At 52.3% G+C, this 25,320-nt stretch carries 31 protein-coding genes and 2 pseudogenes; 32 read left to right on the forward strand and 1 reads right to left on the reverse strand.

The window, feature by feature from the left end:
- Window positions 1-363, reverse strand: a pseudogene (locus FEK66_RS15815) (recombinase family protein); the annotation flags it as partial.
- On the opposite strand from FEK66_RS15815, the pseudogene FEK66_RS15820 reads away from it, so the two are divergent.
- The 32 genes and pseudogenes from FEK66_RS15820 to FEK66_RS15980 form a co-directional block, all read left to right on the forward strand.
- A pseudogene (locus FEK66_RS15820) lies at window positions 356-553 on the forward strand (DNA cytosine methyltransferase); the annotation flags it as partial. The pseudogenes FEK66_RS15815 and FEK66_RS15820 overlap by 8 nt on opposite strands.
- Window positions 553-834 carry a hypothetical protein gene (locus FEK66_RS15825; protein WP_135493638.1) on the forward strand — a complete coding sequence of 94 codons (282 nt, stop codon included), beginning with the start codon at window positions 553-555 and terminating at the stop codon, window positions 832-834. The pseudogene FEK66_RS15820 and the gene FEK66_RS15825, both read left to right, overlap by 1 nt.
- A 422-nt stretch (window positions 835-1,256) precedes the next feature.
- A complete protein-coding gene (locus FEK66_RS15835; RefSeq protein ID WP_135493640.1) occupies window positions 1,257-1,853 on the forward strand; it encodes a DUF1367 family protein in 597 nt (198 codons plus the stop codon).
- Complete coding sequence (locus FEK66_RS15840) at window positions 1,850-2,143, forward strand: DUF1364 domain-containing protein (RefSeq protein ID WP_135493641.1); 294 nt, start codon at window positions 1,850-1,852, stop codon at window positions 2,141-2,143. The genes FEK66_RS15835 and FEK66_RS15840 overlap by 4 nt, the downstream gene beginning before the upstream one ends.
- On the forward strand, window positions 2,140-2,718 hold the full coding sequence (locus FEK66_RS15845; RefSeq protein WP_135493642.1) for a DUF1133 family protein: 579 nt from the start codon (window positions 2,140-2,142) through the stop codon (window positions 2,716-2,718). Before FEK66_RS15840 ends, FEK66_RS15845 begins: the two co-directional genes overlap by 4 nt.
- 444 nt (window positions 2,719-3,162) lie before the next feature.
- A complete protein-coding gene (locus FEK66_RS15850) occupies window positions 3,163-3,567 on the forward strand; it encodes a putative holin (protein WP_135493643.1) in 405 nt (134 codons plus the stop codon).
- Window positions 3,551-3,847 carry a phage holin family protein gene (locus FEK66_RS15855; protein WP_167854221.1) on the forward strand — a complete coding sequence of 99 codons (297 nt, stop codon included), beginning with the start codon at window positions 3,551-3,553 and terminating at the stop codon, window positions 3,845-3,847. Before FEK66_RS15850 ends, FEK66_RS15855 begins: the two co-directional genes overlap by 17 nt.
- A gap of 13 nt (window positions 3,848-3,860) precedes the next feature.
- Window positions 3,861-4,472 (forward strand): glycoside hydrolase family 19 protein, encoded by a 612-nt coding sequence (locus FEK66_RS15860; RefSeq protein ID WP_135493645.1) that lies wholly within the window; start codon window positions 3,861-3,863, stop codon window positions 4,470-4,472.
- The gene (locus FEK66_RS15865; RefSeq protein WP_135493646.1) at window positions 4,469-5,008 is read left to right on the forward strand and encodes a DUF2514 domain-containing protein; all 540 of its coding nucleotides are present in this window, start codon (window positions 4,469-4,471) and stop codon (window positions 5,006-5,008) included. The genes FEK66_RS15860 and FEK66_RS15865 overlap by 4 nt, the downstream gene beginning before the upstream one ends.
- On the forward strand, window positions 4,998-5,396 hold the full coding sequence (locus tag FEK66_RS15870; protein WP_135493647.1) for a hypothetical protein: 399 nt from the start codon (window positions 4,998-5,000) through the stop codon (window positions 5,394-5,396). Before FEK66_RS15865 ends, FEK66_RS15870 begins: the two co-directional genes overlap by 11 nt.
- A 211-nt stretch (window positions 5,397-5,607) precedes the next feature.
- Window positions 5,608-6,633: a terminase small subunit gene (locus FEK66_RS15875; protein WP_138211497.1), complete on the forward strand. Its 1,026-nt coding sequence runs from the start codon at window positions 5,608-5,610 to the stop codon at window positions 6,631-6,633.
- Entirely contained in the window at window positions 6,623-7,894 is a 1,272-nt protein-coding gene (locus FEK66_RS15880) for a hypothetical protein (protein WP_135493648.1), read from the forward strand. The genes FEK66_RS15875 and FEK66_RS15880 overlap by 11 nt, the downstream gene beginning before the upstream one ends.
- The gene (locus FEK66_RS15885) at window positions 7,891-9,330 is read left to right on the forward strand and encodes a phage portal protein (protein WP_240782895.1); all 1,440 of its coding nucleotides are present in this window, start codon (window positions 7,891-7,893) and stop codon (window positions 9,328-9,330) included. Before FEK66_RS15880 ends, FEK66_RS15885 begins: the two co-directional genes overlap by 4 nt.
- A complete protein-coding gene (locus tag FEK66_RS15890; RefSeq protein ID WP_135493650.1) occupies window positions 9,302-10,177 on the forward strand; it encodes a hypothetical protein in 876 nt (291 codons plus the stop codon). Before FEK66_RS15885 ends, FEK66_RS15890 begins: the two co-directional genes overlap by 29 nt.
- Entirely contained in the window at window positions 10,178-11,752 is a 1,575-nt protein-coding gene (locus FEK66_RS15895; RefSeq protein WP_135493651.1) for an NUDIX hydrolase, read from the forward strand.
- 20 nt (window positions 11,753-11,772) lie between these two features.
- A complete protein-coding gene (locus tag FEK66_RS15900) occupies window positions 11,773-12,645 on the forward strand; it encodes a hypothetical protein (RefSeq protein ID WP_135493652.1) in 873 nt (290 codons plus the stop codon).
- Window positions 12,646-12,662: 17 nt separating this feature from the next.
- The gene (locus FEK66_RS15905; protein ID WP_135493653.1) at window positions 12,663-13,694 is read left to right on the forward strand and encodes a major capsid family protein; all 1,032 of its coding nucleotides are present in this window, start codon (window positions 12,663-12,665) and stop codon (window positions 13,692-13,694) included.
- A 71-nt stretch (window positions 13,695-13,765) separates the two neighbouring features.
- A complete protein-coding gene (locus FEK66_RS15910; protein ID WP_135493654.1) occupies window positions 13,766-14,251 on the forward strand; it encodes a hypothetical protein in 486 nt (161 codons plus the stop codon).
- A 12-nt stretch (window positions 14,252-14,263) separates the two neighbouring features.
- Window positions 14,264-14,689, forward strand: coding sequence for a hypothetical protein (locus FEK66_RS15915; protein ID WP_135493655.1), 426 nt, complete (start codon window positions 14,264-14,266; stop codon window positions 14,687-14,689).
- The gene (locus FEK66_RS15920) at window positions 14,638-15,117 is read left to right on the forward strand and encodes a hypothetical protein (RefSeq protein ID WP_135493656.1); all 480 of its coding nucleotides are present in this window, start codon (window positions 14,638-14,640) and stop codon (window positions 15,115-15,117) included. Before FEK66_RS15915 ends, FEK66_RS15920 begins: the two co-directional genes overlap by 52 nt.
- Window positions 15,101-16,039, forward strand: coding sequence for a hypothetical protein (locus tag FEK66_RS15925; RefSeq protein ID WP_135493657.1), 939 nt, complete (start codon window positions 15,101-15,103; stop codon window positions 16,037-16,039). Before FEK66_RS15920 ends, FEK66_RS15925 begins: the two co-directional genes overlap by 17 nt.
- Before the next feature lie 4 nt (window positions 16,040-16,043).
- Entirely contained in the window at window positions 16,044-17,438 is a 1,395-nt protein-coding gene (locus tag FEK66_RS15930; protein WP_135493658.1) for a hypothetical protein, read from the forward strand.
- Between the two features lie 3 nt (window positions 17,439-17,441).
- Window positions 17,442-17,879, forward strand: coding sequence for a hypothetical protein (locus FEK66_RS15935; protein ID WP_135493659.1), 438 nt, complete (start codon window positions 17,442-17,444; stop codon window positions 17,877-17,879).
- The gene (locus tag FEK66_RS15940) at window positions 17,879-18,466 is read left to right on the forward strand and encodes a hypothetical protein (RefSeq protein WP_135493669.1); all 588 of its coding nucleotides are present in this window, start codon (window positions 17,879-17,881) and stop codon (window positions 18,464-18,466) included. Before FEK66_RS15935 ends, FEK66_RS15940 begins: the two co-directional genes overlap by 1 nt.
- Before the next feature lie 123 nt (window positions 18,467-18,589).
- A complete protein-coding gene (locus FEK66_RS15945; protein ID WP_135493660.1) occupies window positions 18,590-20,410 on the forward strand; it encodes a hypothetical protein in 1,821 nt (606 codons plus the stop codon).
- A complete protein-coding gene (locus FEK66_RS15950) occupies window positions 20,410-21,126 on the forward strand; it encodes a hypothetical protein (RefSeq protein WP_135493661.1) in 717 nt (238 codons plus the stop codon). The genes FEK66_RS15945 and FEK66_RS15950 overlap by 1 nt, the downstream gene beginning before the upstream one ends.
- The gene (locus FEK66_RS15955) at window positions 21,123-21,398 is read left to right on the forward strand and encodes a hypothetical protein (protein WP_135493662.1); all 276 of its coding nucleotides are present in this window, start codon (window positions 21,123-21,125) and stop codon (window positions 21,396-21,398) included. The genes FEK66_RS15950 and FEK66_RS15955 overlap by 4 nt, the downstream gene beginning before the upstream one ends.
- Window positions 21,398-22,441 carry a hypothetical protein gene (locus tag FEK66_RS15960; protein WP_135493663.1) on the forward strand — a complete coding sequence of 348 codons (1,044 nt, stop codon included), beginning with the start codon at window positions 21,398-21,400 and terminating at the stop codon, window positions 22,439-22,441. Before FEK66_RS15955 ends, FEK66_RS15960 begins: the two co-directional genes overlap by 1 nt.
- A complete protein-coding gene (locus FEK66_RS15965) occupies window positions 22,438-23,154 on the forward strand; it encodes a hypothetical protein (RefSeq protein WP_135493664.1) in 717 nt (238 codons plus the stop codon). The genes FEK66_RS15960 and FEK66_RS15965 overlap by 4 nt, the downstream gene beginning before the upstream one ends.
- Window positions 23,151-23,483: a hypothetical protein gene (locus tag FEK66_RS15970; protein WP_135493665.1), complete on the forward strand. Its 333-nt coding sequence runs from the start codon at window positions 23,151-23,153 to the stop codon at window positions 23,481-23,483. Before FEK66_RS15965 ends, FEK66_RS15970 begins: the two co-directional genes overlap by 4 nt.
- Entirely contained in the window at window positions 23,480-24,706 is a 1,227-nt protein-coding gene (locus FEK66_RS26005) for a baseplate J/gp47 family protein (RefSeq protein ID WP_240782894.1), read from the forward strand. The genes FEK66_RS15970 and FEK66_RS26005 overlap by 4 nt, the downstream gene beginning before the upstream one ends.
- On the forward strand, window positions 24,690-25,313 hold the full coding sequence (locus tag FEK66_RS15980; protein WP_138211498.1) for a hypothetical protein: 624 nt from the start codon (window positions 24,690-24,692) through the stop codon (window positions 25,311-25,313). Before FEK66_RS26005 ends, FEK66_RS15980 begins: the two co-directional genes overlap by 17 nt.
- Window positions 25,314-25,320 lie beyond the last annotated feature (7 nt).

A 25,320-nucleotide genomic window follows, 5' to 3' on the forward strand; every position in this document is an offset into this window, starting at 1 on the left:
CTAGCTTTCAACGTCACACATAGCGACAGGAAATTTTTTGTACAGCGTAGATATTCCAACATCGTAGATAATTGAAACCTGCTTTTGCTCCATTCCATTTTTTATCAATCGTCCCATTTGCGCCCATTCTTCACTACTAAACTTTGGGCGCCTTCCACCAATACGCCCTTCAGCTCGTGCGGCTGCTAAACCAGCCCGGGTGCGTTCGACTATAAGCTCCCTTTCCATTTCTGCCAGTGCACCCATTACATGAAAGAAGAATCTCCCCATCGGCGTACTCGTATCGATGCTATCCGTCAGGCTCCGGAAGTTAACCCCTTTCTCCTGCAGTTCCTCCACTAACACAACAAGATGTCGCATGCTGCAACCGCATGAACTTTACCGCGCGCAGGGCTTCCCGGAGTGGTACATCATCGACCAGGACTATCGGGGCAAGAAGTACGCGAAGGACAAACAGGTTGCGCGCTGCGGTAACGCTGTTCCTCCGCCTTTTGCTGAGGCATTGGTGAGGGCTAATTTACCTGAACTATGCGTGAGCAGGGAGGCTGCGTAATGGCAAAATCAGCAGCAGAGCGCAAAGCAGCACAGCGCGCCCGCCAGTCTGCCGCTGGTGGGCGGAAACTTGAACTGGTGCTGGATGCGCAGGAACTGGAAATGCTTGCCCGAAACTGCGCAGATCGTCGACTAGGCCGCGCGCCGTATGAAATGGGGGAATATATAGCGCTTCTCATTCGCCAGGATGATGCGCGTGTAAAGGGGAATATCAAATCAATCAGCGCGAATCGCTGCGGTAAAACTGACAATGTGACATGTCACGACACCCTAAAACCTTAGAGACGAACCGCCAGATAATGTCGGTTTTTCGTTATTAAACAGGTTGGTACAAAATAACCACGCTTGATGTTTTAACGTTTTGTGCCTTTAAAAGTTTGCACTTACTGCCACTTGGGAGTATATATGCTGTACGTTTATACAGCACACTTGTGAGGGAGGGAACATGTTCAAAAAGGCGGAGGTCGGGGAACATCTCCCCGATAACGGTCGCGCTCTCATAACCTGCAAGAATGGTAAGGTGACAGCACTCAGGAACATCTACGATGATGAGCACGTAGCATCGCTTAAGTCTTTGTTAGAGCTGGCAGAACAAGCGGGTTGTGTCGTTGTTCAAAGAGGAAAAAATAAGATATAATTATGGTACCGGACTGAGCACCCGGCACCTGTATTTCTGAGCAATTGCTGCGCTAAAGGGGAAACCAATGGCGCAGTATTCATTTGTAAAATCAGCAGGCGGAGTATTAATTCCGGCGACACCTGATGCACGGGAATTTATCGAGAAAAAATTCCGTCTTGGTGCTGTTTTATATGCAGACTTTAAACAGGCACGTAATGCGGCATTTCACCGTAAATTTTTTGCACTCCTGAATCTTGGTTTCGATTACTGGCAACCGTCGGGCGGTGCAATGTCCCCGGCAGATAAAAAACTGGTTCGTGGGTATGTGCAGCTGGTGGCCCATTATGCTGGCCATGAAGAAACACTCCAGGAACTGGCCGATCAGTATCTGCGTGAAGAGGCAGAAAAACGCGCCGGTAATATCAGCGCTGTAAAATCCTTTGAAGCCTTTCGCGCCTGGGTAACTATTGAGGCGGGTTTTTATACTCAATACGAAATGCCAGACGGTACTACCCGCAACGAACCCAAATCCATATCGTTCGCCAAAATGGACGATCTCGAGTTTTCCCAACTCTATAAATCCGTACTTGATGTGCTATGGAATTATATTTTGTTCCGCACATTTCCCACCCAGCAGGCTGCAGAAAACGCCGCCTCACAATTATTCAGTTACGCCGCATGAAGAAAATCGATCTCACCAAACAGGCGCGCGGTCGCATGTGTACTGTGCGCATTCCAGGTATCTGCAATTTTGATCCAGAAACCAGCGTTCTTGCCCATTATCGCATGAGTGACACCTGCGGGATGGGAATCAAACCACATGACATGCAAGGCGCAATTGCCTGCAACTGTTGTCATGACGTAATCGATGGCCGTGCAAAAACCGATATTGATCAGGACACTCTGAGGCTATATCACGCCGAAGGTGTTTTCCGTACCCAACAAATCTGGAGAGAGGAGGCGTTTATATGATTAACCCATCAACGACAGGAAAGGGTGGTGAAATGCTGCGATTAAACACCCTCGAGTCAGTCTGGATTCAGGGGAAACTTCGTATGTGGGGCCGATGGTCATATATTGGATCCGGCTCAGGTGGTGACATGTTTAATAACCTTCTCGCGTCAAAAAAAGTCAGTAAAACTGCTATTCAGCAGGTGTTGAGGCATCTCAAATCATCGGGTCTGGATCACGGTGAACTGATGTCATATTTTCTGGACATGCTTTCCGGAAAAGAAAAAAGCAACCTTGCATTCTGTACCGATGAAGAAGGCCTGTTAATGGATGCTGTGATCGGTGAAATATTAGTTCGGACTGGTCATCAGCGCCTTTTTAAATTGGTAGTTGATCGGTACAAGGATCGTATGAGTAAGAAGGCTATGGCAAGAGAACTGAATACTCGTCACCCGGAATGGTGCCTACGTACCTGCGAAAGTCGAATTGATGTCTGGTTGCAGATGGCAGAAGCCATGCTGTACTTACCAATGTGTGATGTATTCGATAAAAAAGCTGATCGATTCCGGTTGCAAAGTTGCGCGGGGATTGCTTGAATTCAGCTATGCTCGCGAAGCTACACCCGCAGCGATAGATAAAAATTAATAACCCGCCATCAAGCGGGTTTTGTCGTTTCTGGAGGATGGAAAAATGAAATAGCTAAACGGAAATACCGTATTGGATACTATATTTTGGCAACGTGACGACAGCGTTAATCTGGTCGGGCTCTCATGGCGACGTAGTGAGGGAGAGAAAGCGTAAAGCATCACTGAGTTACGGTTGACGCCCGGTTTAACGCGTAAGTAGTCTGATAAAGAGATAGTGCGCCGCGACCCTCACAGCGGCAACGATTAACGGACCCCGGCATTTGCCGGGGTTTTCTTATTTAAGGCCGCTGACAGGTCCGTTTAGTGCAACGCCTTTCCCCGTTTCCGCTCCTGGATATTCGGGGATTTTTTATCACTCATGCCCGCTGAAGTGGGTATTCAAATTAGGGGGCTATGGTGGGTGAACCTGTATCTGCCGTCACCGCTACGACGTTAACCCTGACCAGCGTTACTTTTGCGAGCCTTTTCGCTGATACTCCTGCGGGGGTTTATGTCGGGGCGTTTGCAGGTGCGGTTGTTTATGTTCTGTCATCGCAGGAATTGAGCAGGTTTGCGCAGGTCGGTTATTTCGTAGCGTCGTTTCTTATCGGCATACTTGGTGCCGATTTTACGACAGCAATCCTGAATGGAATGCTCGGCAAGCATTTTCCTGATGGAGTAACGATCGGTAACTGGCTTGGCGCTACTGTAGCGGCAGCGGTTGGTGTCTGCATTCTGATTTCGTTGCGGAAAATCGACCCCAAAACAATCCTGAGCCGTCTGATATCCGGGGGGAGTGGGGATGGTAACGTTAAATGAATTTCTCCTGATCGTTAATGCTCTCGCTTGCGCAGTCAGCGCAACAACCCTCGGTACATTCCAGCGCAAAGGGGCGAAACACAAACGTATTGGCGCGTTTCTGGCGTTAGTGCTGATCATCGCCTGTGGCTCAGTAACTATCCAAATTCTTACCGGGGAATATACCGTAGCAAATCCATCGGAAACGGTGATCAACGTAATGCTGACCATATTTATCGTTTCTGCAAAAGGGAATGTGATGCGGGTTTTTAACCGGAATGTAGTCAGTTCGGATAAATAGCTAAGGTAATTCAATGAATAAATCACAGTTTCAGAAGGCGGCTAATATCAGCGCCGAGTTAGCTGCGCGTTGGTTTCAGCCAATTGATGCGGCGATGGCTGAATTTGGCATAACTTCTGCCGATGATCAGGCGATGTTTATCGCTCAGGTGGGGCATGAATCTGGAGGTTTCACACGAATTGTGGAAAACCTGAATTATTCTGCTGATGGCTTAAAAGCAACTTTCGGAAAGTATTTCCCCGGCGACACCGCTCAACAATACGGCCGCACTGCTGATCATCCGGCGGATCAAAAATCAATTGCAAATATTGTTTACGCCCACCGGATGGGGAATATTGCAGAAAGCGATGGCTGGAATTATCGCGGTCGCGGCCTGATTCAGATTACCGGGCACGACAATTACCGGGATTGCGGCGCTGGCCTGGGTGCCGATTTGCTACTGGTTCCGCAGTTGCTGGAGCAGGACGAATATGCGGCTCGTTCGGCAGCGTGGTTCTTTGCCTCGAAAGGCTGCCTGAAACGCAGTGGCGATATTACGGCAGTAACAAAAATCATCAATGGTGGCACCAATGGCCTTGATGATCGTAAAGCTCGCTACGAAAAAGCGAAATCGGTACTGGTATGAGTGCACTGCTTGCCATAGCCGAGAAATACTGGAAGCCACTGGTGATCACGTTGCTGGTGGCTTTTTCGTTATGGCGTGTATTCAACGCGGGATATGAATCGGCTGATTCTGCCTGGAAGCAACAATGGCTACAGCGAGATCTGGCTGACTCAACCGCAACCTTACATAGAGAGGTTGCCGAGCGAACCGAAGAACGGCGGCGTCAGCAGGCGGCAGACGAGGAACGAAAACGTGCAGATGAGGAACTGGCAAAAGTACAGGCTGATGCTGACGCTGCTCAGCGGGCTGGTGATGGGTTGCAGCAACAACTCGCCACGCTACGCAGGCAACTCGCAGGAAGTGAAACCGGCCGCATTTCCGCAATTGCAGCAGCAGGCGCGGCAAAAGCCGAGACCACAAGAGTGCTTGCCGAGCTGCTTGGCGAATCTGACAAAAGAGCGGGCATCTATGCAAAAGAGGCTGATGAACGCTATGCAGCAGGATCAAGCTGCGAACGAACCTACGACAAAGTGACAGGAACAAATAATGGAAATTAAGTTGGTCAAATACTGGAAGGTTGAGTTATTCGAACAGCAGAAATCAGGGGTTTCTGTATTGATGGCTGAATCCAGGAAGCCATTTTTCACCGGATACTCAAAAGAGCGAATTAACCCCGAGAAAATCCACGGTAGCGAGTTTATTTCGCTAGCTCCGACTCCTGATTCACTGGCACTTGAATCTGTTCGGTTGTATCGGGTTGATGAAATCAAATGCATCCCGGTTTACGAACAGGAAGTTGACTCTTTTGCAGAAGCCGCAGAGCCACTGATTAAATGGATGGCAGAAAGCGTTCACCCACACCACTCAGCGATCGTAACTTCGACTGGCGCGGAGCTATTGATGAGCGAAAAGACTCACAATACCGAAAAATATCTCAAAGACTGACATTACAGAAGCTATTCACGTAGGGGCTTCGATAATGCAAGGCTAAACATTGTCTCCCACCGCGCACCCAGCGCATGGCAACAGGCGGCATTTATTTTGTTCTGATTTCCCGACAGGTTTGCATTCACGGCAGCATAAACGATCAGTTTCTGATCCATGCGCTATCGCTACTTGCCGGAGTCATAGTTTTCAGACCAGAGGATTATTCTTTATGTCCAGAGCGAACTGGGAGGAACGATTATCCCTGTTCGCTGATGAATGGAAGCGAACGGAGATATCACCAAAAGAGTGGTGTGAAAGAGAAGGGTACTCATGGGGAACGGCGAAAGCATACATCTCGATAAAGGCGGCAAAAGTGCTGCTTTCTTCAGATGGAGTTATCACCGAGAAGCCAGAAAAAAAATTGCGAAAAAAAAGTTCGGAAAAAATCGCGAATTCGGAGATAGAAAAAAGTGCTGAAGAGTTAGCGGAAAAAAATGGGCTGACGGCGAAGCAAAAAAAATTTATTGCCGAATATCAGAAAGATAATAACGCGACTCAGGCGGCGATTAGAGCCGGGTACAGCGAAAGGAACGCCGATAAAATCGGACCAGAGTTGCTGGGGAAAACTAGGGTAGCGAAAGAAATCGCGAATCTGCAGAAAGCCCACCTTTCCCGAACATTAATAAAAGCAGACGACGTGCTCGAAAAAATGTGGCAGCTCGCCACCTTCGACGCTAACGAGATTTCTCAATATCGGCGTGGTGCCTGTCGTTACTGCTGGGGGTTTGGTCATCATTATCAGTGGCGTGATGCAATCGAGTTTGAAGAAAAAAGCTCTGGTGCTCGAGCGAAGAAAGGCAAAGAGCCTAACGATGCTGGTGGATATGGTTACAACCATAATGACGAACCTAATCCTGAATGTCCTCGCTGTAACGGTGACGGAGTAGGGCGTGCGCATTTCGCCGATACGACAAAACTTTCCTCTGTTGGCCGGCTTGCGTATTCCGGTACGAAGCTGGTTAAAGGTGGCATTGAGATTACTGCCATCAGCCGGGAAAAAATGTTTGAAGCGATTATGCGTAGATTAGGCCTTTCCGATACCGAACTGGCCCAACGGCTGCTTGAGCTTGAAATACGCAAACGTACTGCTGAGGCAGAACGTCTTGAGCATGAAACGGAGCTGAAGCGAAAAGGCAAAAGCGATGAGAAGCCGACCATCGTTATTAAACTGGTGAATTCCCCTGATGACGACTGAACACGTTATTAAGTTTTTGCCATTTCACGACGGGCAGAAAAAGATTTATCGATCTCCAGCAAAGAGAAAAGTAATCCGTGCTGGTCGCCGTTATGGCAAAACGACAATGCTTGAGCAGGCCGGGGGAAACTGGGCGGCACGACAAATGCGAGTCGGTTGGTTTGCCCCGTCATATAAAATTCTTCTTCCGTCGTTCAAAGCGATTCGGGAACTGTTGAAGCCGATCACAACCAGTTCAAGTAAGACCGATTCGATTATTGAGACCATTGGCGGCGGTCAGGTCGAATTCTGGACTCTGGATAACCCCGACGCTGGGCGATCCCGTAAATATCACAAAGTCATCATTGATGAGGGAAGCCTGGTCAAAAAAGGCATGCGTGATATCTGGGAACAGGCAATCGAGCCGACACTGCTGGATTTCGACGGTGATGCTGTAATGGCCGGTACGCCTAAGGGTGTGGATGATGAGAATTTTTTCTATCAGGCCTGCAATGATAAATCGATGGGGTGGGAGGAGCACCACGCGCCAACAGCTGCGAACCCAACGATTAACCCCGCAGCACTGGCGAGGATTATTGACGGTCGCCCGCCGATGGTTGTGCAGCAGGAATATAACGCAGAGTTTGTGGACTGGCGCGGACAGAACTTTTTCAAACTCGATTGGCTGCTGGAGAATGGCGAAGCTGTCGATTATCCGTTTGCCTGCGATACCGTTTATGGCGTTGTTGACTGTGCGCAGAAGGGGCAGTTACAGAACGACGGATCTGCGTGCATCTGGTTTGCGCTAAATTCGCTGCCGACGCCTCACCTGGTCATTCTCGATTGGGACATTATCCAGATTGACGGTTATTTCCTGAAAGATGTGGTGCCGCAGTGGATAAACAAGGCCAAACAGCTTAGCGAAATCTGCCGGGCACGCATGGGCACCACCGGGCTGTTTATTGAGGATAAGGCCACCGGCATTACGCTGCTGCAACAAGGCGCTAATGAAGGCTGGAACGTTCACCCCATCGATAGCGAGTTAACGGCGCTGCCGAAAGAATCTCGCGCCATCAATATTTCTGGATATGTGGCGTCCGGGAAAGTTCGCATTTCTAAATACGCCTTTGACAAAATCGTTGAGTACAAGCAGTCGAAGAAAAATCATCTTCTGACACAGGTGCTCAAGTTCATCATCGGTGAAGAAGACCAGGACGACGATCTGTTTGATTGCTTTAACTACGGCGTCGCGCTGGGTCTGGGTAACGGAGAGGGGTTCTGATGCAGGACGACGATATTTGCATGGGTAGTAATGCTGGCGTCCTCAGTAAGATTCTGGAGGGCGACAGCATTGAACCCGGTGCGCAGGCGGGGTATGAGCTCTGCAAGCTGATTTACCTGTTTCACCCGCTGGGCGGAAAGATGGTCGACCGACCGATAAAACTGGCGATGTCGGAACCACGAACCGTACATGTAACGCGCGGGCCTGAGAAGCGGTTGCGTGAGGCGTTCGAACGGGAATGGAAAGCGATTAAAGCCGATCGCATTATTGCGAATACTGCACGCCAGTCCCGTATTTATGGTGTTGGCGCAGTCGTGATGCTCATTGAAGGCGAGCCCACGAACGAGGCCGCAGGGTTCGATACGCTTTACAGAAAATCCATCACCTTTAACGTGCTGGATCCGCTGAACACTGCCGGTTCTGTAGTGCTCAATCAGGATCCTAACTCTGCTGATTTCCAGAAAGTGGGAAGCGTTACCGCGGCAGGCAAGCCTTATCACCATAGCCGTTGCTGCGTGATGATGAACGAGGATCCGATCTATCTGGCCTACACGCCATCGTCTTTCGGGTTTGCCGGGCGCAGCGTTTACCAGCGTGCACTTTATCCACTGAAATCATTCATTCAGTCGATGCGCGCTGATGACATGGTGACGATTAAAGCCGGGCTGCTGGTGGCGTTCATCAAACAGGCCAGCTCCATCGTCAATAACATGATGCAGAAAATGTCCGGGATTAAACGCTGGATGTTGAAACGCGGTGGTAACGGTGACGTGTTGCAGGTAGGAGAGAATGACAAGATTGAATCTCTCGACATGCAGAACCTCGAAAAGCCGCTGGATACTGCCCGTAACCACATTCTGGCGAATATCGCGACGGCGGCAGATATGCCCGCGATTCTGCTCAACAGTGAGACGTTTACGCGCGGGTTTGGTGAAGGAACAGAGGATGCAAAAGCGGTCGCCCAGTATATCGACGATGTACGTAAAGATTTGCAGCCGCTTTATGATTTTTTCGTGCGCATCGTTCAGTACCGGGCGTGGTCACCTGAATTTTTCGACGCTCTGAAAAACGATTTGCCCGAGTACAAGAGTCTCAGTTGGGAGGCGGCTTTCAGTTCCTGGGTGAACAATTTTGAATATGTCTGGCCTTCGTCTCTGAAAGAGCCGGAAAGTGAAAAAGTCAAAGTCGATGAAACGCGCTTTAAGGCGATCACTGAGATGTTGACTGTGCTGCTTCCGCAACTCACCAAAGACCCGGAAAACAGGGCGACGCTTATTAAGTGGGCCTGTGAGAATGCCAACATGAACGAAAACCTGTTTGCCGATCGGCTTGAGCTGGATTATGAGCTGCTGGAGAAATTCCCTCCGGATCCACCTTCAACAAGCAATGATAGGGAGGATGGTGATAATGGCCTCATTCGTGAAAGAGCTGCGTGAAGCCATTAAACATTTTCTGGAGTACGGTTACAGCAGCGAAGAAAGCCTCATTATGTGGACTGAGCGCCTGCGTAATGCCACTGAAAATAAGGTCGATGGCAATGACTTGTATCGATATACCAGTCGCCGGTTAACTGCTGCTTATGATTTGGAAATTGGCCGGGGAAAAGCGCTGAAACGCCACATAGGGGTGAGCCGCTTCACGCTGAATTATCTTGAGCCAAAACTGCGCGCCGAGCTGGACCGCCGGATCATGGCATCCGCTGGCCTGATAAAACTCAACCGTTCGCAGGCTATCGACAAAACAATTCAACGTTTCAGCGGGTGGGCAACCAGTATCCCACCGATAAGTGAAATCAGCGTTGGCCTGTCGGCTTCTTCCCGAACGAGTGCAATTGCCACTAGTCAGCACATCGCAAAGTCAGCTCGCCAGATTGATTTCGAGCAGCGCCGGGTGATGGTGGATCAGACACATAAGCTGATTGCCAATATCGATAACATCATTGCGACCGATGGCGGGGCGATTGCGGCGGTGTGGCACAGCCACTGGCGCCAGCCAAATTATGATTTCCGTGAGCCTCATAAGGAGCGTGATTTACTGGTGTACGCCATTCGTGGCAACTGGGCGATGAAAAAGGGTTTCATGAAGGTCGGTCCGGCGGGCTATCTGGATGAAATCACCCAGCCCGGCGAAGAGGTGTTCTGCCGTTGCTATCTCACCTATATCTACAACGTCCGAAGCCTTCCTGATGAGATGAAAACCGAAAAATGGCGAAAGTTCATCGAGGGAAACAAATCTGTCGGTCGTCGTTCTGCAAACTTTGAGGCCATAAAAAACGGAGGATAAGTGAAAACCTACGCTGCCGGGATCCTGTTCAAGTCTGGCGGGAAAATATTTCTGGTAAAGCGTGGGGATGATGGTTCATGGGCGGTACCGGGTGGGAAACTCGAAGAGGGCGAAACGCCGGAAGCCGCAGCAAGGCGTGAAGTGATGGAAGAATGCGGGTTTGATTATTCCAGCCCCCTGACGCCGCATACCCTGATTGATGGCTATGTTACCTATCTTGCTGATGATGTTGAGCAGTTCGACGCGGTTCTGAATGAGGAGAATCAAGCTTATGGCTGGTTTTCTCCTGCTGAACTGCCCGATCCGCTACATCCCGGCATGGTGGCGATGCTTGATGCCGAACCACTAAATGAAATGGACGTTGCCGGGCTTATCGCTCACGGGCAACTCACATCCCCGCAATTTTTCAGAAATATGTACCTGTGGGCGCTGCGTATCACCGGAACGGGTGTTACCTGGCGATCCAGATTCAGGCAATACGCCTACCGATCCCCTGAAAACTATCTGACGGATGAATTCCTCGCCCGGTGCTCTGGGCTGCCGGTTATCTGGTGGCACCCGGAGAAAAACACGCTCAGCAGCGAGGAATTCGCCTCAAGGACGATCGGGACCATCGCGTTTGCCTGGATAAAGGGTGATGAGGTGTGGGGAATGGCCCGCATCTATGACACCGACGCCGCTGCGAATCTTTCAACGCGGCAACTGAGCACATCCCCCACGGTGGTGGGCGGCGATGACGTTCTGATCAACGTCGACGGTGAACCGCTGCTGCTGGAAGGAACTCCGGAATTGTTAGATCACCTTGCGATTTGTGAACAGGGCGTCTGGGACAAGCTGGGAGAACCGACGGGAGTTAAATCCGACACACTTGTAAACGAGGTCCAGAAAATGGATGAAGAAAAATTATTAGCACTCATTAACCAGGCGCTGGACGCTCGCGAAGCCCGCGCAAAGGCTGACGCCGAGGAAAAAGCGAAAGCAGATGCAGAGGCCGCAGAAAAGGCTAAAGCCGATGAAGACGCCGCCCGCATTAAGGAAGAGGAAGAAAAAGCGAAGGCTGACGCCGAGGCAAAAGCGAAAGCTGATGCGGAGGCAGAAGAAAAGGCCAAAGCGGACGCCGAGCTGGAGAAAATCCGCGCAGACATGGAAGAAATGAAAAGCCGTGTGCCGCAGGAACTCAGCGACGAAGAGCGCAATGAGATCGCTGATACCCAGTGCAAAGCTGACAGCGTATTTGCCTCTTTCGGCGAACGCGCGCCGCAACCTATGGCGGGTGAACGTGCGCTGCCCTACCGCCGCCGCATCATGACCCGCCTGCAGAAATATTCTCCTGATTATAAAGAAGTGGATCTGCATGCCATCGCAGACAGCCAGCTCCTGAGCATCGCGGAGAAAAAAATCTATGCCGATGCGCAGGCATCAGCGGCATCCAGCCTGGAACCCGGCGCTGGGCTGCGTGAAGTCATTCGCACCGATGCCACCGGGCGCCGTATCAGCACCTTTATCGGCGATCCGTCAGCAACATGGGCGCCTTTCCAGGCTGTCAGCCGTAAAGTCGCTGGCATCAAACAGTAATCAACCGGAGAACAAACAACATGTCGAGCGTTTTGACAGTAAATCCAATGCAGACCACTAACGCCCGCGGTACTTTTTACGTCAAGTCTGATGGTCTTATTCAGGGTGTGGCGCTGGACGATCCGGCGGCGCGTTATGCGCTGGCATCCGGTACTGTTGCCAGCGATGAAGTTAAACCAATGTGGGGCGGTCTGGCTGTAAATGAACTGGTTCCCGGCGCTTCGTCTGCTCCGCGTAGCAGTATCATCAAGCGGGCAGGCACACTTACTCAGCTGGTGGGATTCACAGTTTTCAATCAGGCACATAACGGCCTGACCACTCCGCAATCACCGGTACCGCTTTACCTCAGCAATATGAGCGTTTCTTTTTATCGCCTGGGTTCGGGGATGCGTGTTCCGGTTAAAGCTTCCGATGCTGTTATCTCACTGGCCAGCGCGGGGATCTCCGTTAATCAGCCGCTGGTGTGGAATTTTGCTGAGGATTGTCTGGATGTATTCAGCACTGCGGCGGCTGATGTGGCTACAACAGCTATCACATGGACCGCACCCACCGCGAATGCGGCTGGATATGCAACAGCGACGACCGACAGCGCTCATGGACTGAAAGTGGGCGCATATGTCGCGATTTCTGGTGCGGCTCCGGTTACTTACAACGGTACCGTTCAGGTGCTCAGCGTGCCGTCGGCGACAACTTTCACCTTTACGCCGGTTTCAGTGCCTGCAGGCAATGCGACCACTCAGGGTACCGTAGGTGCGGTAACAGTGCAGGATGTCGCCCTTCCGGTAAAAATCATCGAAATGCAGATGGGTAACAGCAAAACCGTTTCTTACGATGCGGCGACGGGCTTTGCTACCTGGAACGACAGCGGAAACGCTGCGGTAATTCTGCTGTAATCAGGAGAGGCTAAGAGATGCCAGCTATTACACCCGCTTATCAAATTGTAAACCCGTCGTACATCATGCCGGAAATGATCCTGTCGTATCAGCAGGCGTCCGGCGCATTTTCTGTCATGGCCAGCGGTAACCCGCTGGTTCGCCTGTCAGACGGCGACCAGTACGTTTATATGAAACGCCTGGATATTCGCACTCAGGTAACCTCCAGCCAGTCAGGGAATGCCAACCAGTTACCCTCTGTTGCACTGGATGCGCGAATGGTCAGCACGCCAACGTATATGTTCCGCGCGCGCGCCATTTACGATCATCACGATATGGCTGCAGCAGGGAACTGGGGGATTGCACTCCCTGAAGCCCAGCGACTTGGTACCCGACAGGCTATTTTCCAGCAAATGCGTAACGCGCTGCTCTATGGCATGAACCCGGCTGGTGGTGAGGGCGTTCTGAATACCAACGGCGCAACCACTATCAGCCTGCCGGCAGACAGCGGCGGGAACACTACCGTACTTACTTACGATCATGGCGAAATGGCAGTGTTTCTGCTGGCGCAGATTCAGGCGATCCGTACCCGTACCATGCAAATGGGGCGGGCGTCACGCATGGTTATCCTCGGTCCTCAGCGCACGCTGGGTACGATGGAAATGCAGCAGATCGTTCAGTTGACCAGCTACCAGCGTCCGGGCGGTGGTACTTCAACGGTGAAAGGTACCGTCAACGGTGTCTCAGATGAGGCAGATTGCGAAATTGAATGGGGCTATGACGATACGCTGATTGGCGCCGGGGCTAATGGTACGGATGCGATCATCATCGCCATGCCGGAAGTTGAGCGCCCTGAGGTTAACGCGAAAATTAACACCAACGAATTCGCCAAACTTAGCCCTTCACTGGAAGCCACATCACTGATGTTGTGCGACATGGCGGCACCGCGTGAAATTCCAACGCCGATCGCGGGCGGGGCCATTGATGTGCTGTCCGAACTGCGATCCACCTCTGGCTGGGTGCTTCGCCCTGAGGCGCTGACCATCATTTCGATGAAATACAGCGATTAATTATTAAGTTCCCTCGCTGATTTCCCTGCGATCCGGAAGGTTCGCGGGGATTTTTTTATCCAGGAGTAAACATGAAACTGTACATCGCCAATACCACCAAACAGCGCCACGATTTCGCCTATCGCAAGCCGGAGACCGGACGCCTTGTGTATCACCCGATTAATGCGGGTTCTCAGGCTGTTGTCATCGATGGCACCCGCGCCGAAATCGACCTCATTATTCAGCAGCACGCCGATTACGGCCTGATTGATGCGACAAAAATCGACCAGAACCGCATATATATCGGGCTGTGTTACAGCGTAGATAAACCTGTCGCATCGAAAGTCATTGAAAAAGCCATGCGGGATAACGACAGCCACCTGAACCGAGCGGCACACGATCGCCGTCAGGCATCCGTGCTGGCAACAAATAACGCTCTCACCGAGCAGGAAAACGGCTATCTCGGTGAGCTTGAGGTCAGTGCAGAGCAGCGACTGAGCGCCACCGATGACCGTGACGAAACAGCGTTTGTCGATGAGACGCTGGCTGTGAGTACGGGATCCAAAAAGAAAAAATAAGCGAGGGACGCCATGCCTGAACTGGCCGGATTTATCCAGTTTATTCGTAATACGATGGGGATTAATGCATACGCGTTACCTGATGACGATCCGGCCATTAATCTTACCTGGTCAATGTCGCTGGACTGGGTGAACAGGCAGATCGCCTGCATCAGTCCGGTTCTGTATTCACAGGCTGTTTATAACCTCGCGGCTTCCTTTCTGATTAACTTCGGTCCTGAGTCTGTCTTCGGTCCGGTGCGCGAGAAACTGGGCATCAACAATTTTACTGCTGGTGTTATCAGCGCTTCCTCTGACGAGTCAACCAGCCAGACGCGGGTAGTGAGTGACGCACTGAAAAATCTCTCGCTTGCTGACCTGCAACAACTTAAGGACCCTTATGGTCGATGGTATCTGGCAATTGCGCAGCAGTACGGCGATCTGTGGGGGCTGACGTGAAACTTCACCTGGGCGTGATGGACATTCCCTATGAAAACGAGAATACGACCACCGGCGATGTGGCCGAAATTCTTGAGGGAAAATACCGGATCATGCAGACGTTCTTCGATCGTCACAGCGAGGAAATTGCGCTGATGATGAGTAATGACCTCGCGGCGGGACTGGAAACTATGTTGGCTGGCGCGCCGCTGCCTGCGGATCCCTTTGCCGAATCCATGTCACAGGTACATCACCTCTTTGTTGCTTTCCTCGATAACGCAGAGATGAACGGCACAGAAGGTGTGCCGACTGCTCGCGCGCTTGAGGGGATCAGTAAGCGATTTAAAAACAAGAAAGGGGAGCCACGTCCCTCTTTCATCGATACCGGCATGTTTCAGGCGTCGATGCGCGCATGGGTAAGCGGGGTGCTGAATGCCTTCCCTAAGTGAGTTGTCTCAGGCCAAAACGGAGCTAAATGCTTCGCTGGTTCAGGGGCTGGAAGATATAAGCCGATCTGCATCGGTGACGTTCACAAAGTACATCCGGAAAGTTCTGCCTCTGGATGGCTTTGTTTTCTGGGTGAAGGCGTCGATTCTGGCAGAGAATCCCGGCAGCGAGCCGGATATCAAAGATGTCAAAGGCTACCTTCACCTGACGACGGAGAGCATTCAGGACGAGGAGCAGTTGTACGATAAAAACGTTGTCACGTTCACCGCGCAGTCGGATATCGATCCTTTCAACGATATCGGTTCAGAGGTGCTTTATATCGGCGAGTTCTACGGCATTAAGTTTGCCTTTTCCCGGCGCTCTGGCCTCAATGAGCCCGCCAATATCTACCACTACACCGGCAACGCGATTTACCCGCATATGCTCTCACAGATTATCAGCTCGCCGGATGATATCGATCTGGATGATGTGGTGGTTTCCAGTTCGCTGCCGATCTGGTTGTCCTTAAACAAAATCATGCCGATGTTCCCGGCGATGCTCTCTGAGCAGAACCTGTCACCGCCTTATGCGACAGTGAAATGTTCGGCCCCGGCGGGCATTGCTTCAGGTGCGTATATCGATGATACCTCAAGCCAGTGGCAGCTCGTCTCCGAGGATGTGACAGTTTCTATCACCGGCCTGAGAAATTCCGATGCTATGGATTTTTTGCTTATGGTGCATCAGTACACCCTGGCGGATGGCGCGGAAATGGGGATCAACAATATCCCTGTTATCGAAGACAACCGGGTTTCTCAGAACGAGCTGAATATTCTTGCGATGAGAAAAACCATCAAATTCAAAATCAATTACTACCAGCAGCGGATGAGGAATATCGCCCGCCAGCTGATCACGTCTGCAATCCCGTCCATTTACGTGGAGAAATAGCTAAATGGCAATTGTTAACATTAATATCTCGGTGACGAATCCGCCTAAGCCGACAAATTTGCTGAAGTCCGGCGCGCTGGTTTCAACAGGAGGAACCACCCTGACGCCGGGGAGTTTCCAGCTGCTGACGTCAAAAGACGACCTGAAGACGATCGCTACACCGGCGGCGACTATTTCAGCGATGGAATGGGATTCAGGTGTGGTTACCGTAACCCTTGATGAGGCGCACGGCTGGACAACAGGTGATACGGTACCGGTTGTTATCTCCGATGCTCAACCGGAAGCGTACAACGGTGCGTTCACCGTCACCGCAACCAGCGCCACGGAGTTCACCTACCCACTGAGCGACGACCCGGGGGCCGCGACTACCATGGGGACGGTTGCGACCGTCGCCGCGGGCGAAACGGCGCAGATGAATACCACGTTCTGGGCGCAGGGCTCAAGCCGGGCTGTTTATGTGCTGGAGCTGGGCGACCTGAGTGTGAAATCGGCGGTGGCCGCGCTGAGCACCTTCATTGATGAAGATATCGCGCTGGGCAATACGTATCAGAAATTCTTCTCCTATCTGGTGCCGCGCGAGTGGGATGCTGAACCGACGTTTAAGACGCTCGCCAATAACTACACTTCGCCGGGATCGCTGGTGAAATTTTTCGTCACCACCACCATTTCGACCTATGCGGACTGGGTATCAGGAAAATACCCGAATGTTTTTGCGGGGGTTGAGGCTTCGGCCATTGGCGAAACTGAGTTTTCTATGGCTGCGCCGTTCCAGTCGTCTCTGGTTAACGATCCTGGCTCTTCAAATATGGTTCCGCCGATGGCGTTCCGCTTCATGTATGGCGTGACAGAGTATCCGCCAGCGGGTAATGGCACGCTGCTGAAGACGCTGCAGGACAGCAATATCAACTACATCGGCACGGCAGCGGAAGGTGGGCTGAGCAATAAAATGCTGGTGGCCGGGCATATGCTCGACGGCAACCCGTTTAACTACTGGTACTCAGTGGCCTGGTGCGCACTCAATCTTGAAATCGATATTGCGAACGAGATTATCAACGGCTCTAACACCACCGTTAACCCGCTTTATTACGATCAGCCCGGCATCGGACGTCTCCAGCGCCGCAGCCTGAAAACGCTCCGCTCAGGTATCAGTTACGGCCTGATTCTGGGGCAGGTGATTGATGCGCAGCTCACACAGACAGACTTTAACGAAGAGTACGAGAAAGGCACGTATGCGGGGAATGCAGTTATCAATGCTGTGCCGTTCGCTGATTACACCAGCCTGAATCAGTCCGATTACGCCGACGGGAAATATAACGGCCTGAGCGCCGTTGTAACGCCTCGTCGCGGCTTTGAATCCATCACGTTTAATCTCAACGTAACCAATTTTGTGGGGGCGTAATCAATGCCAAATCCATTAGTCCCTCAGGGCTTTCTTAACCGCGTCCGGGGATCGGTGACTATTACCGATCTTCCGGCTCTGAACGTCACGGCATCCTATCTGGGCAAGGATGCGATCAGCATGCGGCCGGATTCGAACGCGACCGATATTCTCCCCACGCTGACGGGAACCGTCGGCAGCCAGGCTCCCTATCAGCAGGTTACGCTGACCGTGCATCTGCTGAAAACGCAGGGGCTGGCAGCCAGCTACCAGCAGCGTTTCGCTTCCGATACTTCTCTCGGTGAGGTTGTTGTCACGCCGGATGCGACCACCTTCGGAAACTACACCGTCCTGAACTGCTATCTCGTCAGCTTTAATGAGATCCCGATGAACGGCATGGACCCGGGTTATGTCGTGACCATTTCCGGCTATCTGACAACGAACGATAAGATGTGGGGCTAATTGCTGTGAAAATTGACCGCAAACTGAATTTTGTCAGCACCATCACGCGCGATGATGGCTCTCTGGTTTATCTGCACGTCACGCCTTTCCCGTATGAGGTAGTAGAGGAAAACTGCGTTCTGCTGGGAAATCTGTTCAATAACTTTTTCACGATGGTCGGCACCGTCGGCGCACCGCGCGTGGCCGCCATGATGCTGCGAAAAGTCCTCAAGTCACAGCAGGATAATGGGGCTATGCCGGATGGCACGCCGACGCTGATGGATGATATCGAGCGGCTGACCACCGTTATCTGGAAAGATGACGGTGTGTGGAAATCGGTTCCCCTGGCGGCGGCATTCAAGGGGGGAATTATCACCCCCGATGAATACCGGGAAGTTGAAGGCGAGGTGGTTTTTTTTATGGTGAGCTCTGCCATTCAAAAAGCGGATCTGCTCTCGGGAACGATGGGAAAATCGCTCGAAATGTACAGTGGGCAACTCGTCTCATTGAACGTTATGGCGTATCGCGATTCTTTACCGACGTCGAAAACGGATACCGATACCCCGATCCCGGAAGCCCAGCCGGAACTATCGCACATACCCTCCTGACGTGGGCATCAAACGAAGGCTTCCGGGATCTATGCCGGGAAAATGACTGGGGGGATTACAAAAGCCCCCTGCATTTCCGGGAGCGCTTCATTCTGGAAGAAATAAGGCAGAGGGGCTATTTCAATGGCAGCTAAATCCGTTGTTGAAATTGATGTGCAGGACGAGAAATTTCAGTCGTTTCTTGAAAAATTTGGAGAGTATCAAAAAGCCCTCGAGGAGCTTCCGGATCAGTGGCGCGGCATTGCCCAGGGCATGGGCGACACGACCAAAGAAACGGAAAAAGCCCGCGGGCTCACCGAGGCCGTAACCAAAGCGTTCAACGATGGTGTCGCGTCGATAGCGTCGCTGAATGATGGCCTCGACCGGCTTAATGGCAATCTGGAAAAGGCTAATAAAACCCAGTCGGAGCTCAACAAAAAATCCGGCGGCGCGGGCAAATTCCTGAAACAAGCCAGCAAGGATGCGAAATCGCTCGCCGGGCACATCAAGAATGCGACGACAAGTTTGCTTTCGTGGGGCTCCGTTCTTGGGCTGTTCTCCGGGCTGGCGGGCGCGGGCAGTCTGTGGGGCCTGAATCGTCTTTCCGGTTCGGCATCCGCGCAGCGCTTTACCGCGATGGGGCTCGGTACCACGGCGGGCGGTCTGAATTCAGCCGCGATTAATTATCAGAAGATTTTGGGCAACCCAACCGGCACGCTCGGGGCCATCCGCGATGCACAGATGGACCTGAGCAAACGCTGGCAGTTTAAGGCGCTGGGTATCGATAACGCCGATCAGGACCCGGCCAAAATGCTGCCACAGCTCATACGCGGCGCGCGTGATGCGTTTGTTCGTAGTGGCAGTTCGCAGCAGGGGGCCGAGGCCTACGGGCTGACGAACTATTTCAGCCTGGACGACCTGAACCGCTTCAAAAAAATGAGCGATGCCGAAATCAACGCCATGACGAAGCAGGCTCAGGTTGACGCGCAAAAGCTCCAGATCTCGGATGCGCAGCTGCGGCAGTGGCAGGATTTCAATATTCAGCTCGACCGAAGCAAAACCAGCGTTGAGAACACGTTTATTAAAGGCCTCGCGCCACTGGCGCCACAGCTTGGAAAACTCTCCGATGCGTTTTCCGGCGCTATCGAAACCGTTCTGAAATCTCCTGAGCTGGGGAAATGGATCGACGGTTTATCAAGTGGCATTCAGCGGTTCGGCAACTATCTCGCTTCGCCTGAATTCAAAACCGACGTTGAAGCGTTTATGTCCGGTGTTGAACGGATGGGCCGCATGATCGGCAAGGTTATCGACTGGGTAACCGGCAAGTCGAAAATCACCGTTGATGACGTCAAATCACACTCATCCATTTTGTCTGACAAGCCAGTGAGGGACCCCGGCACTGGGAAAAGTTATGTGCCCGGGAGCGACGACGACCCTCGCGTTTGGGGATGGCTGAAGGGAGTACGCCATTTCTTCTCGAGTGGCAAGGTCACGCCTGTTGATCCACAGCAGGCCGATGTGAATGCGAAAGGCCGGACGATTGCGGACCGGTTCAACAACCCGGCCAACCTGCGCGCGGCTAGCGGGTACGAAACGGCCAATACCAAAAGCGGCAAATTTGCTGTTTTCCCGACGCTGGATGAGGGCGTTCTTGCCGCGGCAAAACAGCTGCAACTCTACGGCTCCCGGGGTATCAACAACATTCACGATATTGTCGGTAAGTGGGCTCCCCCGAACGAGAACAACACCCAGGCTTATATTCAGCACGTTGTGAAAGCGACCGGCCGCAGTGAGCACGAAAGTTTGAACCTGGGGGATCCGAAGCTGCTGGCGAAGCTGATTTCGGCCATGTCGGTGAAAGAGGGGGCGGGCTCGCGTGTCAGCGAGGAGAAAGTTATTCAGATATTCAACAACACAGGCGGAAACGCGATTGTTTCAAGCACTCAACTCGGAGGTTACAGCTGATGGCGTTCACCCGCGAACTCTACAAACTCGGCTTTGAAATCTCGCCGGTGATCCTTTGTGATGGTGTGGCGCAGAGTATTCCCGGCGGCATGCTGCCTGTTGTGGCTCTCACGCAGAGCGCCAGCTACGTGACCGGGCTGCTGGGCGGTGCAATCGAGCTCACCGACATGGACAAGTATTTTTGTCACTGGAAGGTCGCCCAGGGCGGAACGATGGTCGATTATGACATTGGCCGCTATCCCTTTGCGAACCAGGCGGTCGCCGCAAACGCTTTACTGTCTCAGCCGCTACGCGTTCCGATGCTGATGGATGCACCTGTGAATGAAAACACCGGCGCGATGACAAAGCTGGTCACGCTGAGTGCGCTGCAGATGGTCCTGCAGGCTCATGCCAACCTGGGCGGAACGTTCACGGTCGCAACGCCCAGCCTGATTTACAGCAACTGCATACTGCGCACCGTCCGCGATGTGACCGGCTCGAATGAGCCGCTGCCGCAGCGACAATGGCTGTGGGAGTTTGAGCAGCCCCTCATAACTGAAACCAGCGCAGAGCAGGCCACCAACAATTATTTGAGCAAAATTGACAACGGCGATAAAGCCACGGAAAGCGCCTGGACAAGCACGGTTTCAGCGATCGGCAACACGTCGCTCGGTAGTAGTGTTTCCGGGGCCATTATTGGCTTAATCGGCAAACTCAGCGGGACATTCAACCTATGAGCACTGCGCTTTATCCCTTCTCCGGAAACGAGCAAAAAAGTATGGCCTTTACGCCGATCCTCGATGGCGAGGTCTACAACTGCCAGACAAAGTGGAATATTGCCGGCCAGCGCTGGTACCTCAATATTACTGATAACTCCGGCGCGAGGCAGCTGACCATGCCCATCGTCGGCTCACCTGACGATTTCGATATAAATCTGCTGTTGGGGGTATTCAGCTCGACAAAAATGGTGTGGCGCATTTCCAGCGGGCAGATCGAGGTAATCAACTGATGCGCTTTTATGATATCCAGATTTTCAACGCCGCTGATGCCAGCGGCAACCCGGGCGCGTTATACCGGCGCTACAGTAGCCTGAAAAATGGCGTCTACAATCCCGGCAGCCTGATGGTCGAATTCGATTTGCTGCGGTTTGGTGAATCGACGCCACAGGGACAAAGCAGCATTACGGTGTGGGGTATCAGCCCTCAGGAAATGCAGCAGGCCCGTCAGGATATGTTCGGCAAGTCCATCAAAATGTGGGTGGGCATGTCGAAGGGATTGCCGCTAGCTAATCCTGCTCAGAGTGGCCTGGTGCTTGATGGAACAATCTGGCAGGTGCTGGGGAACTGGCAGGGAACAGAGTTACGGATGGATCTCATTGTTACCGCCGGGGCCGTGTCCAGTGTAAATCCTGCACCGCTGGCGCCCATCAATTTAACCGTGCCCTGGAACAAGGGAATTAAGCTCTCTGTTGCCCTGACGCAGTGTTTCCAGAATATGGGCGGTGGATATCGTTTCTCGATTAGCGTCAGCGATCGGCTGATCAATAACTTCGACAGCAATATGTTCTGTGGAAGCCTTACTGAACTTGCGTCAAAACTGAAATCGCTGAGTAAAGGCATCATCCGGGACGCGAATTACTCCGGCGTCGAAATCACGATGGTCAACGGCAAAGAAATCCGGGTTTTCGACAACGATTTCGATAATCACCAGGATAAAGACTCGAAAAAAAGCGCGTCATACCGGAATAAAAAACCTGTCCAGATTGATTTCAAAGACCTGGTGGGGCAGCCGACATGGGTGCAGTTTGGCACCGTCAGCATTCCCTGCGTGATGCGCAGCGATATCCAGGTGGGCGATTACATCCGGATGCCGAAGAAGCTGCGCCCGATGATCCAGGCTTCTTCTTATTCGCAGTTCCGCGACGACTCCGCATTTACGGGCGATTTTCTGGTGTCTTCGGTCCGGTTACTGGGAAACAGCAGGCAGCCCGATGCAAACAGCTGGGTAACGGTGCTGGAGGCCCATCCAACCGGAGGAATAGCCGCACAATGAGCCTGAATAAAAAACTGAATTTTGGCGGCAATATGCATAGCTTTGCCGACCAGAAGATTGCCGATGCCATGCAAATGGCGGGCAAGGTGTTACCGGCGAGCGTAGTGGCGCGTTCCGGCCACATGATCACCGTCTCTTTCCTCCTGCGCGACATACCCTATGTGCTGCCACAAATCACGATACCGCTGTTTGGCCCGGAGTACATTCGCTATCCCATGCGCAAAGGCAGTAAAGGGATTGTGATCCCCGCTGATACCTACCTGGGCGGCGCCAGCGGCCTCGGCGGGGGAACGGCTGACCTCACGCCGCCTGCAAACCTCAGCGCGCTGGTGTTCCTGCCGATCAGCAACACCGAATGGCAGGACGTCGATTACAACGTGCTGACGCTTTACGGGCCGGAGGGGATCACGCTTCGGGATTCAGCCAGCAAGACGACGTTTCTGCTCACGCCGCAGAGCATCACGATCGCCACGCCTTCGCAGTTTCAGGTAACGGTCGGCGGAACGGTGTTAACGCTGACTGAAGGCATGTGGTCGCTGACAGGCCAGAGCGGAACGCTGAAGGACAGCGCCGCCAGCACCAGCCCACAAATTATGCATGAGGGCTGGCAGCAGCTGCTGCAGTGGCTTAATTCACATCAGCACAGCAACGGCAACGACGGGAATAATACCGGAGGGCCGACGTCACAATTCGACGGGAGTATTACTGAATGAGAACTTATGGCCGGGATGGAGCGGGTAACTGGGTTACGGTCACTACCGATGAAAATGGCTACAACGATGCGGTCTGGCTCACTACCCTGGTGCAGAATTTGAAGCTGGCGCCGCAGGAATCCCCCTTTTTTGCTAACCACGGTATTCCGGCGAATGGCTCAGTGATTCAGCAGATCCTGCCGACATTTTATGTTAACCGGCTCCAGCAGCAGTTCAGCCCGTATTTCTCCTCTCTCCAGATAGCGCTGATGGAATCTGACCCGCCCGTATACAACATCTCAGCGATCACAAACTCTGGTTCTAAAATTGTCACACAGGTATACGTATGAGCGATTTACCCGTTAATTATGATATTGCTGGCCCGGTACCGCAGACGACGGATGCGCTGCGCCAGATGGTCATTGATACCGCAACGCAGCTCTCCCCGGGCATTACGACAGACTTACCGGGTTCACTGGTCGAAGACATGGTGAGCACCAGCGTCGGTGCGCTGGTTGTCGTGGATCAGGCCCGGGTTGATTTGATTAACTCCTGCAGCCCGTATGCGGCGAACGTGCACCTTCTGGCGCAGCTCGGCGGGATGTACGGCGTGCAGAAAGGGCAGGGAACAAATACGTCGGTTTATGACGTGTTTTCCGGGCCGCCGGGCTTTGCCATCCCGAAAGGGTTCATCATCGGTGACGGTACTTACACCTATTCCGTACAGCGCGATACGATGATCCCCAGCAGTGGCCAGACAGAGCCGGTGTATTGCCTGGCGACGACGGAGGGAACCTGGGCTGTCCCTGCGGGTTCAGTCAATCAGATCAAAACCTCGTTGCCGGATGGCATAGCCATCACCTGCACGAATCTTACAGACGGGCTGCCCGGCGCGCAGGAACAAACCTTTGCATCATATCGATCGCAGGTCTTTCAGGCGGGAATGTACGGCGTGCAGGGAACGCCCGATTGTTACCGAATCGAGCTGAAGAACGTCTATGGCGTGCAGGAGAATCTGATCTCGTATCGGCAGGCTGCTTTGGGCGCGTGGGTAGCCGTTGTGGGTGGTGGTGATCCGTATGAGGTGGCTTACGCCATCTATAAAGCGGTACCGGACATTTCAGTTTTGACGAATGACGTTTCCAACCCGTCCGGCTCGCCCGTCGAGAAAAAAACAATTCCGATCACGGTTTATCCCGATACTTATCAGGTGCCGATGGTGGTTCCCTCTTCACAGAATGCCTCCGCGCTGATCACCTGGAATACTGTATCCACCACTTATATTGACCCAACGGGAATTGCGAAGGCCGTTCAGCAAAATATTGCTGACTATATCAATGCGATTGCCGTCGGTGAGCCTATCAATATTTTCCAGATTCAGGATATTTTCCTGACGTCAGTACAGGGCCTGGTGCCTGCATCGCTTATTTCGATGATTGACATCCAGATCGGTATTAATGGGGTGATTGTCCCGCCGTCGGCTGATTCAAGCCTGGTATACGGTGACACTTACGCCTATTTCTCCACTTCCGCTGATAAAATTCAGGTTAAGCAATATGGCAGCACCTCTTGAAACGATTATTCCGGCGTATCCGTACACGCAGTACAACGATGACCCGAACATCGTGGCCTTTTTCCAGGCCTACAACAAAATCGTCCAGGGTTATCTGGATTATCTGAATTCGTTAAATCTTCCGTGCTGGACGTCACCGGCTATCACCGGGGATCTTCTCGACTGGATTGCTTTGGGCATTTACGGAGAGACACGCCCGTTATTGCAGGTATCTCAGGAAGCGATAGCTAAGGGGGCTTATAACACCATTGACTACAACACGATCCCCTATGCCGGGATGAAAAACTTCGTGCCAGGCGCGACGACCTATGTAGTCGATGATTACTTCAAGCGGATCCTGACCTGGAATTTTTATAAAGCCGACGGTTTTCAGTTCAATCTGGACTGGTTGAAAAGGCGCATCGCACGCTTTCTCTGTGGTCCGAATGGCATTGATCCTCCCGTAACTAACACCTTTGATATTTCTGTCGTTCCGAACAACGGTGTATTCGTGATTATCCTTCCTGATTCAACTGACAGCGTCGGGGTTTTTCTGAAAGAGGCAATAGAGCAGGGGATCGTAAAGCTGCCGTTTATTTACAGCTTCACTGTCGATTTCTCTGTTTAATTTCCTG

Origin of the sequence: Escherichia sp. E1130 (assembly GCF_005781065.1) — a bacterium.
Lineage (GTDB): Bacteria > Pseudomonadota > Gammaproteobacteria > Enterobacterales > Enterobacteriaceae > Escherichia.

What these genes read in the sequence shown, in the direction of transcription:
- FEK66_RS15825 (WP_135493638.1), top strand. Translation starts at nt 553, where the DNA reads ATGGCAAAATCAGCAGCAGAGCGCAAAGCAGCACAGCGCGCCCGCCAG.
- FEK66_RS15835 (WP_135493640.1), top strand. Translation starts at nt 1,257, where the DNA reads ATGGCGCAGTATTCATTTGTAAAATCAGCAGGCGGAGTATTAATTCCG.
- FEK66_RS15840 (WP_135493641.1), top strand. Translation starts at nt 1,850, where the DNA reads ATGAAGAAAATCGATCTCACCAAACAGGCGCGCGGTCGCATGTGTACT.
- FEK66_RS15845 (WP_135493642.1), top strand. Translation starts at nt 2,140, where the DNA reads ATGATTAACCCATCAACGACAGGAAAGGGTGGTGAAATGCTGCGATTA.
- FEK66_RS15850 (WP_135493643.1), top strand. Translation starts at nt 3,163, where the DNA reads ATGGTGGGTGAACCTGTATCTGCCGTCACCGCTACGACGTTAACCCTG.
- FEK66_RS15855 (WP_167854221.1), top strand. Translation starts at nt 3,551, where the DNA reads ATGGTAACGTTAAATGAATTTCTCCTGATCGTTAATGCTCTCGCTTGC.
- FEK66_RS15860 (WP_135493645.1), top strand. Translation starts at nt 3,861, where the DNA reads ATGAATAAATCACAGTTTCAGAAGGCGGCTAATATCAGCGCCGAGTTA.
- FEK66_RS15865 (WP_135493646.1), top strand. Translation starts at nt 4,469, where the DNA reads ATGAGTGCACTGCTTGCCATAGCCGAGAAATACTGGAAGCCACTGGTG.
- FEK66_RS15870 (WP_135493647.1), top strand. Translation starts at nt 4,998, where the DNA reads ATGGAAATTAAGTTGGTCAAATACTGGAAGGTTGAGTTATTCGAACAG.
- FEK66_RS15875 (WP_138211497.1), top strand. Translation starts at nt 5,608, where the DNA reads ATGTCCAGAGCGAACTGGGAGGAACGATTATCCCTGTTCGCTGATGAA.
- FEK66_RS15880 (WP_135493648.1), top strand. Translation starts at nt 6,623, where the DNA reads ATGACGACTGAACACGTTATTAAGTTTTTGCCATTTCACGACGGGCAG.
- FEK66_RS15890 (WP_135493650.1), top strand. Translation starts at nt 9,302, where the DNA reads ATGGCCTCATTCGTGAAAGAGCTGCGTGAAGCCATTAAACATTTTCTG.
- FEK66_RS15900 (WP_135493652.1), top strand. Translation starts at nt 11,773, where the DNA reads ATGTCGAGCGTTTTGACAGTAAATCCAATGCAGACCACTAACGCCCGC.
- FEK66_RS15905 (WP_135493653.1), top strand. Translation starts at nt 12,663, where the DNA reads ATGCCAGCTATTACACCCGCTTATCAAATTGTAAACCCGTCGTACATC.
- FEK66_RS15910 (WP_135493654.1), top strand. Translation starts at nt 13,766, where the DNA reads ATGAAACTGTACATCGCCAATACCACCAAACAGCGCCACGATTTCGCC.
- FEK66_RS15915 (WP_135493655.1), top strand. Translation starts at nt 14,264, where the DNA reads ATGCCTGAACTGGCCGGATTTATCCAGTTTATTCGTAATACGATGGGG.
- FEK66_RS15920 (WP_135493656.1), top strand. Translation starts at nt 14,638, where the DNA reads ATGGTATCTGGCAATTGCGCAGCAGTACGGCGATCTGTGGGGGCTGAC.
- FEK66_RS15925 (WP_135493657.1), top strand. Translation starts at nt 15,101, where the DNA reads ATGCCTTCCCTAAGTGAGTTGTCTCAGGCCAAAACGGAGCTAAATGCT.
- FEK66_RS15930 (WP_135493658.1), top strand. Translation starts at nt 16,044, where the DNA reads ATGGCAATTGTTAACATTAATATCTCGGTGACGAATCCGCCTAAGCCG.
- FEK66_RS15935 (WP_135493659.1), top strand. Translation starts at nt 17,442, where the DNA reads ATGCCAAATCCATTAGTCCCTCAGGGCTTTCTTAACCGCGTCCGGGGA.
- FEK66_RS15945 (WP_135493660.1), top strand. Translation starts at nt 18,590, where the DNA reads ATGGCAGCTAAATCCGTTGTTGAAATTGATGTGCAGGACGAGAAATTT.
- FEK66_RS15950 (WP_135493661.1), top strand. Translation starts at nt 20,410, where the DNA reads ATGGCGTTCACCCGCGAACTCTACAAACTCGGCTTTGAAATCTCGCCG.
- FEK66_RS15955 (WP_135493662.1), top strand. Translation starts at nt 21,123, where the DNA reads ATGAGCACTGCGCTTTATCCCTTCTCCGGAAACGAGCAAAAAAGTATG.
- FEK66_RS15960 (WP_135493663.1), top strand. Translation starts at nt 21,398, where the DNA reads ATGCGCTTTTATGATATCCAGATTTTCAACGCCGCTGATGCCAGCGGC.
- FEK66_RS15965 (WP_135493664.1), top strand. Translation starts at nt 22,438, where the DNA reads ATGAGCCTGAATAAAAAACTGAATTTTGGCGGCAATATGCATAGCTTT.
- FEK66_RS15970 (WP_135493665.1), top strand. Translation starts at nt 23,151, where the DNA reads ATGAGAACTTATGGCCGGGATGGAGCGGGTAACTGGGTTACGGTCACT.
- FEK66_RS26005 (WP_240782894.1), top strand. Translation starts at nt 23,480, where the DNA reads ATGAGCGATTTACCCGTTAATTATGATATTGCTGGCCCGGTACCGCAG.
- FEK66_RS15980 (WP_138211498.1), top strand. Translation starts at nt 24,690, where the DNA reads ATGGCAGCACCTCTTGAAACGATTATTCCGGCGTATCCGTACACGCAG.